This window comes from Woronichinia naegeliana WA131, from assembly GCA_025370055.1.
Lineage (GTDB): Bacteria > Cyanobacteriota > Cyanobacteriia > Cyanobacteriales > Microcystaceae > Woronichinia > Woronichinia naegeliana.
Map to the genome: position 1 here is coordinate 3,568,139 of CP073041.1, position 18,933 is coordinate 3,587,071.

General features: G+C 39.9%; 13 protein-coding genes and 2 pseudogenes. 9 read left to right on the plus strand and 6 right to left on the minus strand.

The window, feature by feature from the left end; genetic code table 11:
* The first annotated feature begins 425 nt into the window (after positions 1-425).
* On the plus strand, positions 426-1,850 hold the full coding sequence (locus tag KA717_18035; protein ID UXE64222.1) for a hypothetical protein: 1,425 nt from the start codon (positions 426-428) through the stop codon (positions 1,848-1,850).
* A 190-nt stretch (positions 1,851-2,040) separates the two neighbouring features.
* Here the strand turns inward: KA717_18035 and KA717_18040 are convergent, their stop codons facing one another.
* From KA717_18040 to KA717_18055, 4 genes and pseudogenes are all read right to left on the minus strand, one after another.
* Positions 2,041-2,760 (minus strand): PEP-CTERM sorting domain-containing protein, encoded by a 720-nt coding sequence (locus tag KA717_18040; protein UXE64223.1) that lies wholly within the window; start codon positions 2,758-2,760, stop codon positions 2,041-2,043.
* A 216-nt stretch (positions 2,761-2,976) separates the two neighbouring features.
* Positions 2,977-3,708, minus strand: coding sequence for a class I SAM-dependent methyltransferase (locus tag KA717_18045; GenBank protein UXE64224.1), 732 nt, complete (start codon positions 3,706-3,708; stop codon positions 2,977-2,979).
* A 61-nt stretch (positions 3,709-3,769) separates the two neighbouring features.
* Positions 3,770-5,416: a hypothetical protein gene (locus KA717_18050; GenBank protein ID UXE64225.1), complete on the minus strand. Its 1,647-nt coding sequence runs from the start codon at positions 5,414-5,416 to the stop codon at positions 3,770-3,772.
* Positions 5,417-6,331: 915 nt separating this feature from the next.
* Positions 6,332-7,400: pseudogene (locus tag KA717_18055) on the minus strand (IS4 family transposase).
* A gap of 193 nt (positions 7,401-7,593) precedes the next feature.
* On the opposite strand from KA717_18055, the gene KA717_18060 reads away from it, so the two are divergent.
* Entirely contained in the window at positions 7,594-8,610 is a 1,017-nt protein-coding gene (locus KA717_18060; GenBank protein ID UXE64226.1) for a 2-hydroxyacid dehydrogenase, read from the plus strand.
* Positions 8,611-9,238: 628 nt separating this feature from the next.
* On the opposite strand, the pseudogene KA717_18065 reads toward KA717_18060, so the two are convergent.
* A pseudogene (locus KA717_18065) lies at positions 9,239-10,576 on the minus strand (IS5 family transposase).
* A 637-nt stretch (positions 10,577-11,213) separates the two neighbouring features.
* Between KA717_18065 and KA717_18070 the strand changes: the two are divergent.
* The 4 genes from KA717_18070 (at position 11,214) to KA717_18085 (ending at position 15,582) form a co-directional block, all read left to right on the plus strand.
* The gene (locus tag KA717_18070) at positions 11,214-11,474 is read left to right on the plus strand and encodes a hypothetical protein (GenBank protein UXE64227.1); all 261 of its coding nucleotides are present in this window, start codon (positions 11,214-11,216) and stop codon (positions 11,472-11,474) included.
* The gene (locus tag KA717_18075; GenBank protein UXE64228.1) at positions 11,471-11,677 is read left to right on the plus strand and encodes a DUF2283 domain-containing protein; all 207 of its coding nucleotides are present in this window, start codon (positions 11,471-11,473) and stop codon (positions 11,675-11,677) included. Before KA717_18070 ends, KA717_18075 begins: the two co-directional genes overlap by 4 nt.
* Before the next feature lie 4 nt (positions 11,678-11,681).
* The gene (locus tag KA717_18080) at positions 11,682-11,861 is read left to right on the plus strand and encodes a Uma2 family endonuclease (GenBank protein ID UXE64229.1); all 180 of its coding nucleotides are present in this window, start codon (positions 11,682-11,684) and stop codon (positions 11,859-11,861) included.
* 430 nt (positions 11,862-12,291) lie between these two features.
* Positions 12,292-15,582 carry an efflux RND transporter permease subunit gene (locus KA717_18085; GenBank protein ID UXE64230.1) on the plus strand — a complete coding sequence of 1,097 codons (3,291 nt, stop codon included), beginning with the start codon at positions 12,292-12,294 and terminating at the stop codon, positions 15,580-15,582.
* A 123-nt stretch (positions 15,583-15,705) separates the two neighbouring features.
* On the opposite strand, the gene KA717_18090 is transcribed toward KA717_18085, so the two are convergent.
* Positions 15,706-16,838, minus strand: a protein-coding gene (locus KA717_18090) for an IS630 family transposase (GenBank protein UXE64231.1) whose coding sequence is annotated in 2 segments (ribosomal slippage) — positions 15,706-16,418 and positions 16,418-16,838 — 1,134 coding nt in all. Because the reading frame shifts where the segments join, the coding sequence is not laid out codon by codon here.
* 125 nt (positions 16,839-16,963) lie between these two features.
* On the opposite strand from KA717_18090, the gene KA717_18095 reads away from it, so the two are divergent.
* The 3 genes from KA717_18095 to mtnA all read left to right on the plus strand — a co-directional run bounded on the left by KA717_18095 (position 16,964) and on the right by mtnA (position 18,929).
* Complete coding sequence (locus KA717_18095; protein UXE64232.1) at positions 16,964-17,251, plus strand: type II toxin-antitoxin system HigB family toxin; 288 nt, start codon at positions 16,964-16,966, stop codon at positions 17,249-17,251.
* Between the two features lie 142 nt (positions 17,252-17,393).
* On the plus strand, positions 17,394-17,792 hold the full coding sequence (locus KA717_18100; protein ID UXE64233.1) for a transcriptional regulator: 399 nt from the start codon (positions 17,394-17,396) through the stop codon (positions 17,790-17,792).
* A 96-nt stretch (positions 17,793-17,888) separates the two neighbouring features.
* Entirely contained in the window at positions 17,889-18,929 is a 1,041-nt protein-coding gene (mtnA, locus tag KA717_18105) for an S-methyl-5-thioribose-1-phosphate isomerase (protein UXE64234.1), read from the plus strand.
* Positions 18,930-18,933: the final 4 nt, after the last annotated feature.

Sequence of the window (18,933 nt, forward strand, 5' to 3'; positions counted from 1 at the left end):
AACAGTATTAGACAATTGTCTCTTAGTAAAAAAGAATCAAGCTAAAGATTGTCATCACGGTAAGAGTACCGTCGCAACCGCAAGGCGGGGTATGATGATTTGGTCATGGAAACAGCATCAGGATTGCACAACTTGCGAATTGATGAGCGACAGTTAGCTGCCTAAATTCAAGAATAAGGTTGAAGGGAAAGATAACTGAAGCTTTAGCTGTCGCTATTTCCAATTAAGTCTAATACGTTAGCATTTTTCTTGCGCTTACCCTGAACTCTCCATCATGTATCAAATATCATCTCTTGGAGCTTACCTGAATGCCATCGCCACCGAATACTTTCCAGTCAACTAAACCCAAAATTTCCATTCCTCTTTGGTACGAACGAGGGTTTTCCTTATTAGTGCTACTTAACTTTGGACTTATTCTCTTCGATATGAGTTATATTCCTTTTCGGGATTTTTGGCTACAGGGAAGGGTTCAAATTTCTGCCAAGATTGGCCCCTTTGAACAGAATTTTCCGCCAACACCGCTCAGAATTTTACCGATTTCTGTCACGCCAGGCTATGACTGGGTTAAGGGCATTGAACCCTATCGCAGTACCGAAGAATATTTAGAACTGGTCGATCAGCTGACGAATAAAATTGATCAAAAAGCGTTAGAAACTCCTGACCTCAAAGCTCTCGCCCCAGCCTCAAGCCAAGGTAAGAGTATCGATGAAATTTTAAAGGAATTACAGGCCCAAAGCAAGGAAATGATTCAAACCAATCCCTTCCAAGTTGCTAATAAAACAGGAGCCTTAGAACGAATTAAAAATAAAATGCGAAAGCGAGTTTTTGGGACAACCAAAGCTTCTGCTACTCAAGCTTTTCAAGAATTTTGGACAAGGGAATATCTACTTAAAAATGGTTCTACCCAGGAACTTACCTTTTTTAATGAACAGATTCGCCCCTTAATCGAAACTAATTATTTTCGGGCGATCGCTGAAAATGGTCAACCCATTGATAACTTTCCTTTGCTGGATTTTCCCTTTTTTCTAATCTTCTTAAGCGACTTTTTAGTACGCACTAAATTAATTAGTAGCCAGCAGAAAGGCGTGAGTTGGTTTGATGCCATGCTTTGGCGTTGGTATGATGCTTTTCTTTTAATTCCCGTTTTTCGTTGGCTGAGAATTATTCCTTTACTGATTCATTTGGATCAAGCTCGTTTGATTAGCCTCAAAAAAATTAAAAATCAAGCGGTTCAAGGTTTTGTGGCTATTATTGCTGAAGAAATGATTGAGATTGCGGTGATTCGTCTCGTTGATCAAGCGGAATCTGTAATTCGACAAGGCAAATTAAGAGATTTATTGAACTATCAAGGTAAACAGTCCTACATCGATATTAATAATCAAAATGAAATTGTTGAGATTACCCGTATTGTTTCCCAGGTCATTATTGAGAGAGTTTTACCAAAAATCGAACCAGAGGTTGAAAAATTTGTGATTTATAACCTGGAGCAAATCCTCAATCAATCTGTTGCCTATCAACAATTACAGACTGTTCCTGGTGTTAAAGCAATCCAAATCCAATTGACAGAACAATTGGTAAGCCAAACTTATCAAAAAATCCAAGAAATTTTAGCAATGCTCCTTCAACAAGACCCCACTTTTGATGAATTATTGGAGAAACTAGTGGTTAGTTTAATGAAAGTTACCAATCAGGAAATAAGAAGTCAAAATCATTTAGAGAAGATTGAATATCTACTGATTGATCTCTTAGAAGAAATTAAGATTAACTATCTTAAACAGTTATCCCAAGCTGACATTGATCATATTCTTGAGCAAAGTAGAATTCTTCGTCAAGGGATTGTTTCTAGATAATTCACAACCTGAACAAATTTCGCTAATCCCAGTCGTTTTAATTCGGCTCTAAGAATAGATTTAAGCATAGGTGAAATCATCACTTTGATGGCTAGGAAAGCGAATACAAATAGCCTGCCGGACATCTAAAAAGAGAAGCCCCTATACTTCTAGAAAATTCTCCTTCGTTTTTCACAATTGGTCAGGAAACTTAGGCTTCAGATTCAGCTTTTTTCGCTTTTTTACGGCTAAATTTCCGTTCCATTTTGGCTCCAAATCCCAAGGCAGCGATCGATCCAATGATTGTTAGTGGTTCAGGGACGGCCTCATAGGTTCCCGAAATGGCTGCAACACGAAGACCTACAGGACTAGAGGGAAAAATGTTGGAGTTATTTACCACAAAACTAAGAGTATTGTTTCCGAACTGAAAATAATGATTAATGCTAAAACTATAGGTCTGTTTAAAGCTATTGCCATTAGCCTTAACATTGCCTGTATCAAAGCCATTTAAGAAAATTCGTGCAGTGTTATCTGCTGTCCATTGACCAAGAATTTGAGCCGTGGAAAGAATCGCCTCGTTCGGTAAATTGAAAGTTGTTTGGAAAGTATAATCCCCGGCAGGAGAGGAATTACTGTTGCTTCCAATCCAGTTTGACGTACTACTGTTCGCTAACCAGGGCCCACCATTATTGAGGGGAAATGTACCAGAGGGGACAGTAGAATTGGTGACAACACCGCCACTGGGCTGACTGACAAGGGTATAGTGAGGATCAGTGGTGTTCCCAGGCAGAGCTTGACCATTATTATCAACGCCTGTGTTATACAGACTTTGGATATTCATGGTAACGGCCTGGGCTTTGGTTACGGATAATGTTGCACCTACCACCGCGATCGCAGAAACCGCTAACAAGGGAGAGAACTGATGCAGCATGGGCAAAAGAGACTCATAAAAAGGCGTTTATAATTAACGTTAACAGAAATATTGTCAAAATGTAACGTTCGCGAAGAGAGATTTTAAAAATTATTCCCAGTGATTGTAGGGAAGGGAAACCACTAAGGTCACAGATTAATAACAGATTAAACGAACAACACCATTTTGTATTTTAGATAACTTTAGTTTCCCTTCATTGACTTAAATCAGAAGTGTTTATTCTGAAGCATTAGGCTTGTTTAACTGTATTTTCGCAACAATGGCAAACTGTTGATAACGCATATCCCCCAAATGGCCTCGAAACAATTTATCAAGCCAGGGAAATAACAGTAAAAACATTTGACGACGGCGTGGGGCGACAGCTAATGGGTAATTTTGCTCGCAGGGATGAATTCCTTCAATATTTTGAATTTCATAACCTAATTGTTGAAATAGCTTAATCATACTTTTACGGGTAAAAAAACGTAAGTGAGTACGATCTAAAATCCCTAAATCCTTATATTGCCAATCAGCTTCAATTAATAATTCCCAAAGATTATTAAAATAGCGCACATTCGGAATTGAGGCGACAATCACGCCTGAACCTGTCAGCAATTTTCTTGCCAATATCAAGGCTCTTTCTGGCTCAACGAGATGTTCCAAAACATCATTAAAAATAATACAATCAAAATAGTGCTGGGGTAAGTCTAAATCGTCCTCAAAATTATCACAAATGACTCTATCTAAACATTGAGAAGCCTGCATTGCAGCTTGGGAATTTAATTCAATCCCCCAAATTTCTGCCTCATAATGTTTTTTAATTAAGCGACCAAAGTTGCCTTGGCCACAACCTACTTCTAAAATAATTTTGGCTGTTGATGGAATGTAGGTTAACATTTCAGGGCGATCAGATTGAAAATAAGCCTTGCCTTGTTTTTGGTAAAAATTTGAGAAAGTAGGATTATTCATAGCTTAAAGTATTGGCAATTTTAGTCTAAGTTAACTGTAAAAAACGGAGATGCTAGACAGATTAAAGTTGGGAAAAATCAATGAATCGAATTAAGTGTTTAAGAAAATATTTGAGATTATTTTTACAGTCAATCAAGAACCAACGAGGATTTTTTCTATATTTAGTAATAATTAGTATTATTCTATTAAATAACTTTTTTTTCCTATGAATTTCTAAAATTACCTCTAAAAGGTATTGTTGCAAAACTTGCCAGTCCACTTGATAATTATCTAAATTATTACGAGGATCAGAAATATTAAGTTGAACATCTTGAACAAAACGAGGATGTATATAAACAGGTTTAATCCCTTTTTCTCTAGCATTTTCGATGTAGTGATGACTACTATTCAATACTTTTGTGTTAGAATGAACGATACCAGGTTTGTTAGCCAACCAACCCACTTTATGTTGGATCGTTCCATGATGAGCTAGGTAAAAATCAATAGAATTAGCCCAGATTATAGATTCATATAGTGAACAGCCAACGGTATTATAAATAGCAACATCTGACTGCGATCTTTGATGAATCTTTTTAACAATATCATTTTGTTTTTCGATTGTTTTTAATTCATTGATTTTTCCAGAAAAGAGAGTATCCTCTTGATAAGAAAAACCGTCAAAAACAACTCCTAAGTTAGGAAATTTTTCTGCTAAAGCGTTAATCAGATTTGCAAAACCATTTTCCTGATCTGTCCAAGTCCTATTGTCAACACGAATACTGATCCAAAGTAAAGGATAATGAAACTTCTTAATTGTCTGAATCTGGTTAGGTAAATTAGAACAATTATCTGATTCAATAGCGAGTTGATAAATTCTCTGAGCTAAGGCATTAGAAATGTAACAGTCTCCTACATGTAAACAAAAGTGATTATTCTTAAGTGTTTCTCTAAAAATTTGAATATAAGCTTCTTCTTTATTTACTTTTGTATGATTAATGATAGCTATTTTCTTGATTTTTTGAGGACTAATTTGTGGAAAAATATTCTCGATTTTACCTAACGTCTCTCGCAAAATCCAAAAAGTGTCTATTTGGTTCAATAAATGAGCTTTTTCGAGACGATACAGACCTGATAATTCATTAAAAATATGGTGAGCAAAATTATCATGGCCTAGGCAAACAGCTAATTTTTTGGGATTGCGATTATTTAAGTAAAAGATGACCTCATGATAGTGAGTAACCATGAGAGCTTGAAATGTGGGAATCACTGATGGCAGAACTCCCCACTGGGGGTCATCAGCTTTAATTAATAAATTAAAATCAGGAAAATATAAAGCTCCTTTTTTAAATCCAGTGTTAATATGGGTGGTTAATAAATAAAAAGGATTCTTGCTTTCAAACCGATAGAAAATAATATCAGGAGTAACCCAGAGAGATTGCTCAGTAGCTAATTTTCTTTGGGTAAAAGGACACAGTAGATAAATGAGTTTCTCTCGGACTGCAATCAATTGAAAGCGTCTAGGATCTAAATTTATTTTATCCTGATCACCTTTAATCGCTTTATTAAAATTTTTATAAAGGGTATTAATATAAATTTGCTTCTCTTTAAGAAAGTTTTTTTCAGTTTCACTAATTTTAATAAGACTGATAGTTGTCAAATTTTGATGCTGGGAAAAGTAGCTTTTAATCGCATGATAATCCAAGCTTTCTGTTTTTATTTCTTCCAACAAACAATTCCAAGACTCTTCATTGCCTTGCAATTGTCTCCAGATCTTTTCATAAACTAGATCGTTCATCTTCAAAATTTTAATTCGTTGATTTTGACAGGCAAAAATTGGAAGCGTCCAATCATTTACAGAATTTACAGAGTAAATAGAGTTCTAGGGTTTGCTCTAGAACTATTTTGGGAGGCACTGGTTCAGCCTAGTTGTTAAATAGCCTGAAAGTCTTGCCCTGTAAGGATTTTAGTGATTCAGGGCAAAAATCGTTGTATCCCTTGCTGCACAGGGGTTTGATGCAATTCCAATAATCAGACTGAACCATTGCCATTTTGGGAAGAAGGAACGCTAATTCAAATAAGATGTATATCTCTTTTGTGCCACTGAAGGATATTTTGACGAAATCACAACGTTTCAGCCAACGAGAGATCAAAATTTTAACCCAGTTTGACAGAAGAGAAAGATAGCGTTTTTCATTTTGGTGAGGTATCAATGAGCCTTGCTACAAAGGCATTTAGCCCCTTGTCTGTACCTCATTTGCAGGGCAGACGCATCTTATTTTTGGAATACCTACTGGGCAAGAGTTCTAGCCATCGAATACCGAATACTAAAAAACATGAATCTGTAAAACGCTTACCAGAAAAGGCTTTCATGATTTTCTTGCGTTTGCGCTGACCTCATTTGAATGAAAATTGCTATAATATTAATATCGTGCTACAGCTTATCTTATATAGGGTTTTATTGTCAAGGCTTTTTCTTGGGCGATTATTTAATTAAATTTAAAACCTTTTCTCTTGCTTCCAATTTGGCTATTTTGTTCTTCAGTATTTGTTATGCCAAATATGAGGTTATCTACTCCAGAACCCATGCCAAGAAAGGGTTTCCTTGTCTTTATACTCAATTCATGCCAAATCAACTGACAGTTTTCTAAGTACAGGACAAAAAATGTAGGGAGTCGAGAAAAAGAGAAAAATTGGGTAGAGAAGGATTAAGAACAAGATGACGAAGATGGTCAAAACCAAGACGAAAAAGACTCTGCGCTAGGCGACCATGTTTCTTGAGGGGAATGGGATGAAGATGATGAATTGCTAGACCAGTTTTGAGAGACCAAGCCAAAGCTAAAGTCAGTAAAGCCAAAAGCTTACGAAGACGCTTGGGGTCAGTAAAGTGAGTAGATTCCAAGCAAAAGCCACGAGTCTTAAAGATGCCAAAAAGGGTTTCAATGCCCCAACGCAGGGCATAATCGTGAATAAGACCTTGGGAATCGGGATGTCCAATGACGATGAGTAGAGAATTATCAGGCAAGCGAAGAGCCTCTACAGAAACAGGATATCCCCAAACCCGACAACTCCCTTGAAGACGTTGAGATTCACTCTTTTGCAAGATGGGCAAAAATGACTTTGGCGGCCAAAAGCTTGCCATTGTGCTCAATCTTGTCCGTAGCCCGAATTCTCAGACAGAAAGCCAGTAGCGGTTCGAGCAGAAGATAGCGAAGCCAAGCCTGACCAATAAACTCACGGTCGCCACATAAACAACGAATCAGGGCGGTGGGAAAAATCTTGAGCATCTCCTCGATAAAACGCATTCGTTCATCACTGTTAGAATTGCCCTTTTTCTTGCTAAGCATCCACCACAAGATGGGAATGGCTACTCCTTCATGGACAATGCCGACAGTGAGGATATTATAACCATGACTGCCAAACTCCCAGGTTGTGCGGTCAATACTTAATACCCAAGGTTGAGGGATATCCAGCCAACTGACTACAATACGGGCAATGTGATGGTAATCCAGCTCAAATCCTGAGAAAAAGCGTTGTAAGCGTTTGTAATGAGAATCCACCAATGCCCGACCTTCAAAACCCAGAGCCAATTCTTTAAGGTTAACCGTTTTCACTTTGAGGAGGGCGAGTAAGAACAAGGCTAGGAAGGAGAGTCTGGCACCATGCCATCCCAAATGGGGTTTTAGGGCTTGTTTCAATGCGTTATATTGGTTCATGGGTTTTCTTACATTACGTTCATCTTCCATGAAACCCCTTTCTCGTATACTTTTCAAGCCTTTTGTCCTGTACTTAGGACAGTTTTAACTAAAAGCCTTATACAGCAAGGGTTTTAAGAGTTGATAAGATGACTTAGCATAGTAACTACCGATGAACCTGTTTGCTAACTTAACTTAATTGGATATTTTGAGAATGAAAGTTGCATTTTTCAGTAGCAAATCCTATGATCGTCAATTCTTTGACATGGCCAATATAGAATATCATCAGGAATTAACTTTTTTTGAAGTTCAACTCAATCCTGATACCGCTATTTTAGCGAGAGGATTTCCCATTGTCTGTCTGTTTGTTAATGATTTAGCCAATGCTGAAACCTTGGAAATTCTAGCGGCTAATGGCACTTGCTTGTTAGCTCTGCGATCAGCAGGTTTTAATCAGGTTGATCTCAAAAAAGCAGCAGACTTGGGAATAAAAATAGTACGAGTCCCTGCCTATTCTCCCTATTCCGTAGCTGAACACGCCGTTGCTTTAATTTTAACCCTCAATCGTAAACTTTACCGAGCCTACAATCGAGTTCGAGATGATAATTTCTCCCTTGATGGTTTGCTGGGATTTGATCTTTATGGTTGTACCGTAGGAGTTATTGGCACTGGCAAAATTGGCATGGTTTTTGCTCAGATTATGCAGGGTTTTGGTTCTCAACTATTGGGTTATGATGCCTACCCAAATAGTCAATTTGAGACGATTCCCAACGCTCGTTATGTTTCGTTATCAGAACTTTTAAGCCGTTCAGATATTATTTCTCTCCATTGTCCTTTATTACCTGAAACCCATTATTTAATCAATGCTAAAACCATTGAGCAAATGAAGCCAGGTGTAATGTTAATTAATACCAGTCGTGGTCATTTAATTGATACTCAAGCTGCCATTGAGGGAATCAAATCAAGTCAAATTGGTTATCTAGGAATTGATGTTTATGAACAAGAAGATGGGCTTTTCTTTGAGGATCATTCTGACAATATTATTCAAGATGATACCTTTCAATTGTTACAATCCTTTTCTAATGTGGTGATTACGGCCCATCAAGGGTTTTTCACTCGCAATGCCCTCACTGCGATCGCGGATACCACGTTGGCGAATATCGCTGAATTTGCACAGGGAAAACCCTTAACCCATGAGGTTATTTATCATCACACTATTCCTGTCACTTAATAGTAAGTTTAAATGGTGATCGCTGTTCTGTTTTATCGGAGGCGATCGCCTGCTACTCAACACTGTAATATCCCAATATTGTCCGCTCCAATGATGGGTTATATACTAATCATATCTTGCTTATCGCTTACCTATTAAACCACCTGCCATATTACAACCCACATTCAGCAGATATTTTGTACTTAAAGGAATTTCCCAGCAGGTTTTTAGAGTAAAAAAATAACTCAGCTAATTGCAGTCTAACTCATGCCAGATAGGAAGTTCAGCCTTTTTTCCCAGAAAACCAAGTTATGTACTGAGCCGCAGAAGATTAAAGAATATAGAACTGATAAACGAGGTGTTTTGTCATTTTTTACGAATTGGAATTAAAAATAAGTTAAATTCATTATCTTATGTACTTAGGGCTTGCTGAAAAAGTCAAAAAACGAAAGAAATGTGGGTTAGGGAAGTATGGACTGAAAAAGCATAGATAACTTATCCTTATGGAAACAAATCAAAATACAGATTTTGTTTAATCTATTGTTCCTTTCTGTCTAAAAAGGTCAACACAAATCACTCCTCACAAAAGAGAGGAAAATTAACACCATTTTTCACAAGAAAAACGACTCTACAACTTTTTACTTTTTGTCTTCTGAAGTAGAGTAGAAAGATTCATTACCAAAAAGTTCATCGCAATTACCGTTTCCGAGGTCTCAGGTAGTTTGGCCATCACTCGACCAAGACTAAATTTCCTCTTTCCCTGTCCGAATTTACCCTCAATGGCATTACGCACTCTTTCATCTGAGCGTGCCTCTTTCTTTTTTTCTTTGCTCACCTCTTTCGGCGGTCTTCCCAATCGGGGACCACTCATTCTTATATCCCTTTCTTTACAATAAGCTCGATTCGCTTTTGTTCGATAGATTTTATCCACATGAACCGATTCCGGATAACATCCTGTTTCCCTTTTATATTCTTCTATTCGCGCTTGTAAATCTCCCGATTCGTTGTAATTATCCCAACTTAATTTGTCTAAGAAGACAAAGCCATTCACATTACTTGCCGATATTTTAGCTCCAAACTCTACTGCTTTTCCCGCTTTTCCACGCACTATTGGACGCACGTGAGGTTGGCTTACACTCACAATTCTGTTTTCTACTTTATTTGTCTTTTTTTCATACATTTCTAACTGTTGCTCATACACTTTTCCTATCGTTACAAGCTCTTCTTGCTCTTTTTTCGTTAGTTTTTCTAACTTTGCTCCCTCTTCTATCATTTTTTCTATATCAGACAAGTTTCTTTTTATATATCCTAGTTGTTTTTTTGTTCCTTTTCTTCTTTCTTTTTTTGACACACGACGTTTTTTTGCTATGGCTAAGTACTCTTTTCTTGCCACTTCCCTATAAGTCCTCGGCTTTTCTTTCCTTTTCTCTTTTATTTCTTCATACAGCTTATCTATTATTTTTTCTGTTTTTTCTCTGGCATCATTCAATATTCCTATATCCGTTGGATATTTTATATCTGCTGGTGTACAAGTCGCATCTAACAATAACTTTCCTTCATTTTCTTTTTTTTCTGACGCTACACCCGTCGCTTTTTTTTCTATTTCTTTATTAATTTTATTTATTAATTCCATTCCTATTTTTTTACGAAAATGAACCATCATTGACGCATTAAATGCTTCTTTGCTACTATAGCTTTCCATTCCTATAAAGTACTGTAAATAAGGGTTCTCTTTTATTTGTTCTACTGTTTCTCTGTCACTTTTTCCTGAAATTTCTTTGATAATTAATGCTCCTAATGCCATTCTAAATGATTTGGCTGGGGCTCCTTTTTTTTCTGTGAAGTTTTTTGCATATTCTTCCTCATATTCTTCCCAAAGAATCATTTTTGACATTTCTATCCAACGATTTTCTTCGTCTAACTGCCCGCCGAACAGATTTTTCAAGTTTTCTGGTGTTTCAATTGAGTACTGTTGCTTTCGGTACATCTGCTTTCTCTCTTCTTAATGCAATGGTTTTGAGGCATTCTACCCTATTTTCGTGCATTCTAGCGGTTCTTAATTCGCCTACTATTTTTCTCCGTAAAGGTTTCAGCTTTTTTCAGCAAGCCCTACTTAAAGTCAAAAGTATTAAATAGAGTGTGAATCTCTAAAAGCCTTATCCAGTAAGGTTTTCAAAAAATGTTAATCGTCAAAATACCGGCTGAATGTGGGTCGTACCGAAGACAAAAACGATCACACCTGATGAAATCGGCTTATAAGGGCAAAATTTGCTCTCTTAAGTCTGATTCGAGTTGTTCAGGGTCACTAATGACATAGCCAGCTTGACTTAAAAAAAGAGATTTATCGTTTTCTGGCAACCATTTGAGCAAATAACCTTGAATTTTGGCTTTGGCAACAATGGGATAACCTAGTATATGAGATAAAACGACTTAAACAAAAACTTGATACCGATTCCTTTGCCCATCATCCCCAAGCAAAACTCCTTAAAGCTCTAAATTAAATCAAGGAATTAGGATAACAATTCTCAAAGACCCTTTAGCCAGCTATTTCGCCCTAAAAGTTTCACTACAACAGTTTCGTCGTTTTTAAATCACATCAACGACCCAATAGAGTAACCTACACCATGAGAAGCACTCGTTATTTCCAACAATTTGCTTGTCAAAAGCACCCAGAAATCGAGGAGTCGTGGATCGAGAGAATTTTGGCAAATCCCTTAACAAAAGAGCATCGAGCAAATGGACGCATGGCTTATTGGGGTAACATCGAAGAGGCTGATGGACGAGTAATTAGGGTTATTACCCTTGAAGATAGTGAAACAGTGCATAATGCCTTCTTTGATCGCAACTTTTATAAACGACAACAACGCGGAGAAGAGACCAAATGAAAATTCAATACTTTCCTGAAACTGATACTTTAGCCATTGAATTAACCCGTAACCCCGTTGTTTCAACTGATGCCATATCAGATGATCTTATTTTGGACTATGATGAACAAGGTAAAGTAGTGGCTATTACCCTCGATAATTATTCTCAAAATGTTGATGAAATTAATCTTCAATCCTTTGCTCTACCTTTAGTAACCGCTTAAAACTATGCCTACCCTAGTTGAATCTCCCCCAAAACCATACAGTCTCGCCGAATATTTGGCCCTACAAGAAAAGTCCGAAAAGAAAAATGAATACCTAGACGGAGTGATTGTCCCAATGACTGGTGGCTCAATTGAACATAACCATATTGCTGGAAATATTTTTGCCTGGCTGAAAATGGGTTAGTGTCACCAATCTTTCGCACTGGGTCAAAGATAAAAAATCGAGCCTTACTGTATAAGGGTTTCAGAAAGCCTAAATCTGGAGCGCGAATAAATAAAGACACTAACAGTAAATCGTTGACTCAAGCTTACTATTCACCTCAATCACAGGAATTGGGAGGTTATTTTAAAAACCTTGTCTAATAAGGGTTTCAGAGGATGAGCATTTTAGCCTTTTCAACGAGGATGCTTGGTTTCAGCCCTGTGATTGAGTGCTAATCTTCCAAGTCGTGTCTAGATCTTATTTTTTTAGCGTATATTTTCTAGGTTAGAGTAAATTCTCGTAAGATATTAGGCAAATCACTTTTCCCCTCAGTGGGATCTAAAGGACTGATTTGTGCGTCTGAAGTTAACGAGTTTCCTTCGGTATTCGGTTAAGGTCTTTCCTCTATCCTATGTTACTAAGTATTTCCGATAATTTTATTAAAAAACCGGTTCTAACGACGGTCTGCACCATTGTTATCGTTTTATTGGGCGCGATCGCCTTACCCCTACTACCGTTAGCAAAATTGCCCGATTTGGCTCCTAAACAGGTAACGGTCAATGCCAGTTATGTGGGATCTGACGCTAAGACGGCGGAAGAGAATGTAACAACGGTACTAGAGCGACAGATCAACGGAACAGAGCAGGTCATTTACATGAACTCCTCGACCGATAATACAGGGACAAGTGCAATTAACGTCTATTTCCCCGTCGAAATGGATCGCAATATTGCCCAGGTCTTAGTCCAAAATAACGTTTCCATTGCAGCTTCCAGTTTGCCAGAGGAAGTAAACCGTCAGGGGATTGTCACGCAAAAGCAATCTCCCTCGATCACCATTGCCTACGGCTTTTATTCAGAAAAAGATGCGGAAGGTAAATTTATCTACGACGATCTTTTTATTAGTAACTTTGTTGATCGTGTTGTCAATAACGAAATTAAACGGTTGAATGGGGTTGGTAGTACGGCGATTATTGGGGTGGGTCTTTATGCTATGCGATTTTGGTTAGACCCCGATGCTCTGGCCGCTCGTAGCCTCTCCGCTTTAGATGTGGTTAACGCCATTCGAGAACAAAACATTCAAGTCGGAGCGGGGGGGATTAACCTACCACCAGTGGATGCCGGTCAAAAATTCCAGATTAATGCGAGGGTGCTAGGTCGTTTTGTCAGTCCAGAGGAAGCGGGCGAGATTGTGGTCAAGGCAGGGCAAGATGGAACCTTGATCCGGATTAAAGATGTGGGTTATGCCTCGGTGGGTTCTCAAAGTTATAAACAGGTTTCCCTCTTTGATGGTGCACCGGCGGTGGCTTTTTTAATCTATCAATTGCCTGGCACTAATGCGCTCAATACAGCCGATTTAGTGCGGGAAAAAATGGCTGAGTTGAAACCGCTTTTTCCGCCTGGCTTGAATGCTGCTGTCGCCACGGACAATACTCTCTTTGTAACAGCTTCCTTGGATGAAGCTCAGAAAACTTTAATTGAAGCCATTCTGCTTGTATTTTTGGTCATTTTCGTTTTTCTTCAAAATTGGCGTACTACTATTATTCCGGCGATCGCCATTCCCGTATCTTTAATTGGGGCCATGGCCTTTGCCCTAGTCTTTGGCTTTAGTTTGAATCAGTTAACGCTGTTTGGGGTCATTCTAGCCACGGGTCTAGTAGTAGATGATGGGATTCTGGTGGTAGAGGCGATCGAAACCAAACTATCCCAGGGAATGCGACCCATGCAGGCGGCCCTTGATGCGATGAATGAGCTAACAGGAGCCGTCGTTGCCACCTCAATTGTCTTAATGGCTGTATTTATTCCCGTCACCTTCTTTCCAGGTACAACGGGGATTGTTTATAAACAGTTTGCCTTGATTATGGCTTTCTCCGTAGCCATTTCTACCTTTAATGCCATCAGCTTCTCCCCTAGTATGTCAGCCATTCTGATGCGGCCTAGCACAGAGAAACATGGCCCCCTGGCGGTTTTCTTTCGTTGGTTTAATCGCTTTTTTGATTGGATTCGAGAAGGATATGGAAAAATTGTAGAATTTCTAATTACCATTCGGTTATTGGTGTTGCCCCTCTTTATTGCTGCTTTAGTCGGAACTGCTTGGGTTTATAGCGTTACACCGACGGGATTCATTCCTGAGGAGGATCAAGGTTACTTTTTTATGTTAGGTAACTCGCCGCCAGGGGTATCCATTGAATATACGAAGGATATTATTAGCAAGGTTATTACCATTGTTAAGGAGCGGGAAGAAGTTGAACACGTTTTGGGAATGGGAGGGTTTAGTTTTTTAGGCAATGATAGTAGTAAATCTCTCTACTTTGTCAAGTTAAAAAACTGGGAAGAGCGACCTGGCCAGAAAAAATCGGTGTTTGCCCTCTTAGCAGATATCAACCGAGAATTATCAATGAAAATTTCTGGGGCGCAGGTCATTGCCGTTAATGCTCCGCCGGTGGATGGGCTAAGTAGCACTGGAGGCTTAGACTTCTACCTCCAAAATCGAGGCGATCTACCCATGGATGCCTTTATTGAAAACATCCAAAACTACATGGCGGCGGCTCGAAAGTTGCCTGAACTCAATCCGCGAACGATCTTTACCCAGTTCACCTTTTCGGCTCCTTTGTTTGAAATTTCGGTACAACGCGATAAGGCCAATGCTCAAAACATTGATGTTTCCAGTATTTTTCAGACCCTAGGCGTTTACATGGGTTCGAGCTACGTCAATCAGTACGTTTTAGGTGGTCGTCTCTATCAGGTTTATGCCCAGGCAAAAGGCAGTTTTCGCTCTAACCCCCAGGACATGAGTCGTCTCTATGTGCGATCGCGGGATGGTGCTTTAGTGCAACTAAGTAACGTCGTTGACATTAAGCAAATTAACTACCCACCCATTGTCACCCACTTTAATATTTATCCTGCTGTTGACGTTCAAGCCTCGCCAGCCCAGGGATTTAGTACGGGACAAGCGATGATGGCCATGGAAAAATTAGCCAAGGAAATCATGCCTGTCTCTATAGGTTATGAGTGGTATGGGACAGGTTATCAAGAGAGACAATCCGGTGGTGCGGCTCCAATCATTTTTGGTCTAGCTTTTATCATGGTATTCCTCGTCTTAGCCGCTCAGTACGAAAGTTATATTGATCCCACCATTATTATGATGACCGTTCCCCTGGCTATTTTGGGAGCGATGGGCGCGATTCTGCTACGTGCCAATGCTCAGGTTATGACGAGTGCTGTATGGCCAACGGTCAATAATAATGTCTATGCCCAGGTCGCGCTAGTGATGTTAATTGGTCTGGCTAGTAAAAATGCCATTTTGATCGTGGAGTTTGCTAATCAGGCGATGGACTTAGGCATGAGTATTCCTAAAGCAGCAGCTTTTGCGGCCAAGGAACGCTTACGACCAATTTTAATGACGGCAATTTCGGGTCTAGTTGGTTTCTGGCCCTTGGTAATTGCGGCGGGGGCAGGAGCCATGAGTCGTTGGTCATTGGGAACGGCTATTTTTGGCGGTTATTTGATTTCCACCATGCTGAGTCTTTTCCTTGTACCTGTTTTGTACAGTCTGATTAAAGAGATTGAAGAGCGTTTCTTCAAAGGTGGGGGTGGTAAATCTGGCCCCTCACCAACTGCACAGCCCAAGGGTCAAGCGAGTCAAGTTCCCGAAGAAAGTGGAACCGTTGCGCCGAGTTTACAGGTTTCTCCCCAAAACGATTAGGGCAAATTTCGCCAAAATTCGGGATTGTACATCCAGATCATAATGGTCTGGATTTTTTTTAAGAGGGGACTTGACAAAAAGGTTCTCAAAATGTGAACATTGTGATGCTAATCTAGTGGTCTGTCAATTTTCTATTTGTGGATAAAGACGCTTGAGACGGATACGAGCCTCAGCCGTCGTGAATTGCCAATCTACCGACTTTTGGGAATGATTGCGCTGAGTGTACCAAGCCGTTGTTTCTTGCTCTAAAGTTTCCCGATCTGGAATTCGACGAGCTAGGCATTGCCGAGTCATTGCGGACAGCTCGTTTTCAGCAATATTAAGCCAACTGCCATGTTTTGGGGTATGGTGAATTTCCAACCGTTCGACTAGACGACGAGCCGTGGAAGGCTCAAATGCTTCATATAGTGAGGCAAGTTTGTGAGTATTTAGCTGATCACATACTAAAATGACTTTGTCGTTATCAGCATAGTCGTTATCGAGTAAATTCTTAATTTCTGTTGCCCAGTCAACCGATGTTCTACGTTCACTGACAACTGTCTTTCGCCACCCAGACAAGGGTTCTGTAAACATAAAGATATTGGCTGTTCCATTGCGTTCATATTCGTAATCATGCGCCTCTGGCTGTCCAGGTTTGGCTGGTAGAGGAAGGCGGGTTTCTTTGACCAATTGTATAGGTTGCTCATCCATGCAAATCACTGGACAATTGGGGTCATAGGGTCGGTGATAAATTTCTAGAACATCTTCCATGTTAGACACAAATTCGGCACTCTTTTCTGGTGGAATCACGTACATCTGTCGCAGATGAGGTTTTAGTTCGTTTTTTTTAACACTTGACGCACGGTTTCGTGACTAATTGCTGGCACAATTTCTAACTCGACCGCCTTGTCGGCTAGTAACCTCAATGTCCAACGGGCTTGACCAGCAGGCGGTTCTCCACAACGTAAGGCGATTAGTTTTGCTTCTACCTCTCCATCAATAATCGGTTGACGAGGCGGCGTTTTGCGGGGCTTGCGGCTTAATGCTGACTCCACACCTTCATTGACCAATCGCTCCCTGAGATTGGCGACTGTGTTACGGTGACAACTAAAGGCGGCGGCAGCTTCCTCATCCGTCCATCCTTGTCCATTCACATCAATGTTTAACAGAATATTGGCGTGCTTAATTTTGTAAGCCGCTCCTTTGCCGATGGATACCAAATCTTTTAGGGTCTGACGTTCTTCTTGACTTAATCGGACAATATAGGTCTTGAGCATGGTTACTTATTACGATATCTGTTGAGGTAATGAATAGCCTCTCCATTTTCCCTCAAATTCACAATCTTTAGCTTGACAGACCACTAGCGAAAATACTCACTACAGGGAAGGGCAAAAATACAACGATGGAGTTAGTCGGAAAAGCCAAGCTAAGATCAGATATCAGCAAGTATAGTGGTACAAAAAGAGGGGTTGAAAGGTGGATCAAGATCGTTGAAGGAGCAGAGTGGATTCATATTGAAGAGGTTAAAAAAACACTTCCATCCGCAGATTTTGCTCGTAATACTGAAACTACTATCTTTAATATCAAAGGCAATGATTACAGAATCATTACAAAGATTGATTACTCTCTTAAGCGAATTTACTACCTCTTTTTTTTGCCTCATGCAGAATATACCAAGCGCAAATTATAGAATAGTAAACTAGGAAATTAGCCAGGGAGAACAGCTATTTTTGTCTCCCACTTTCTCTATTGTTTTCTTTGTCCAAGCTTAACCTAGATTAATCATCTCAATTAATCACTCATCCAACCAATTCAAAAAATTTAAACTCAAAATGGCACTAATTATCAACAAAACGATCTATAGCGAACTTTTGACTGCCTTTCAACCTAAAGTTATTAAAACTCAAGCTGAATATGATGAGGCTCATCGCATTCTGGTAGAATTAATCATGCTGCCATCTCTCAGTCCAGAGCAGATAGAATTGCGGGAATTAATTATTGTTTTACTTAAAGAGTTTGATCATAAGCAACCAACACCTGAACCAGCCTCTCCTCAAGAGGTACTTGTTTACCTGATGGAGGAACATCATCTTAAGCAAGCTGACCTAGTTGGAAAAATTGGCTCTAAAGGTGTGGTTTCAGAAATTGTTAATGGTAAACGTTCCATTAGTAAATCTCAAGCCAAAGTATTAGCTGAAATTTTTCACGTTTCTTCCAGTGTTTTTATTTAGTCTCCTGATAGCGATCGCGTTAACTCGCGTTGCATTACGCTGGAACAAGTCTGAAACCCATTTTTAGTCCCTTGCCTTTATACTGACTGTGTATTTATGACTAATCCCATTTATCCCGTCATTTGGCAGGACAATCAAGTTCTGCTCATTGATCAAACCCTATTGCCTAACCAATATCGTCAAGTTGCGATCGCTGACTATCAGGCCATGGCCAAGGCGATTACAACCATGATTGTGCGGGGCGCACCGGCGATCGGGGTGGCAGCGGCCTATGGTATGTATCTAGGAGCTAGGGAGATTGATACCCCAGAATTAGGGGAATTTTTAGCCCGTTTGGAATACGTCGCTGAACAATTGCGTCAAACCCGACCCACTGCGGTTAATCTCTTTTGGGCCATTGAAGAGATGCTAAAGGTGGCCTACCAGAGTGGCGAAGATGTCAATGCCGTTAAACAACAATTATTGGTGACAGCCCAAACCATTCAAGCTCAAGATCTACAAACCTGTCAGGCGATCGGAGACAATGGTTTACAGGTATTACCCCAAACCCCAGAAAAATTAACCTTGTTAACCCACTGTAACGCTGGAGCCTTAGCCACTGCTGGTTATGGAACGGCTCTTGGTGTGATTCGTAGTGCCTGGTCCGCCGGACGACTAGAGCGAGTTTATGCCGATGAAACCCGACCCCGATTACAGGGCGCGAAATTAACCGCCTGGGAATGCGTACAGGAGGGAATTCCTGTTACCTTGATTAGTGATAATATGGCAGCCCATTGTATGCAGCAAAAACGGATTGATGCGGTGGTAGTCGGGGCCGATCGCATTGCCGCCAATGGTGATGCTGCCAATAAGATTGGGACTTATGGATTAGCCGTCATCTCTAAAATGCACCATATTCCCTTTTTTGTGGCCGCTCCCCTTTCCACCATTGATTTTTCCTTGCGAGATGGAACGCTAATTCCCATTGAGGAACGTGACCCCCAGGAAATCTATCAAGTGGGAGAGACTCGTCTTTGTCCAGAGGGCGTTGACTTTTATAATCCGGCCTTTGATGTCACCCCGGCCGAACTCATTACAGCCATCATTACGGAAAAAGGGGCTGTTCCCCCAGACCAGTTAGGAACCATTCGCGGTTAGAACT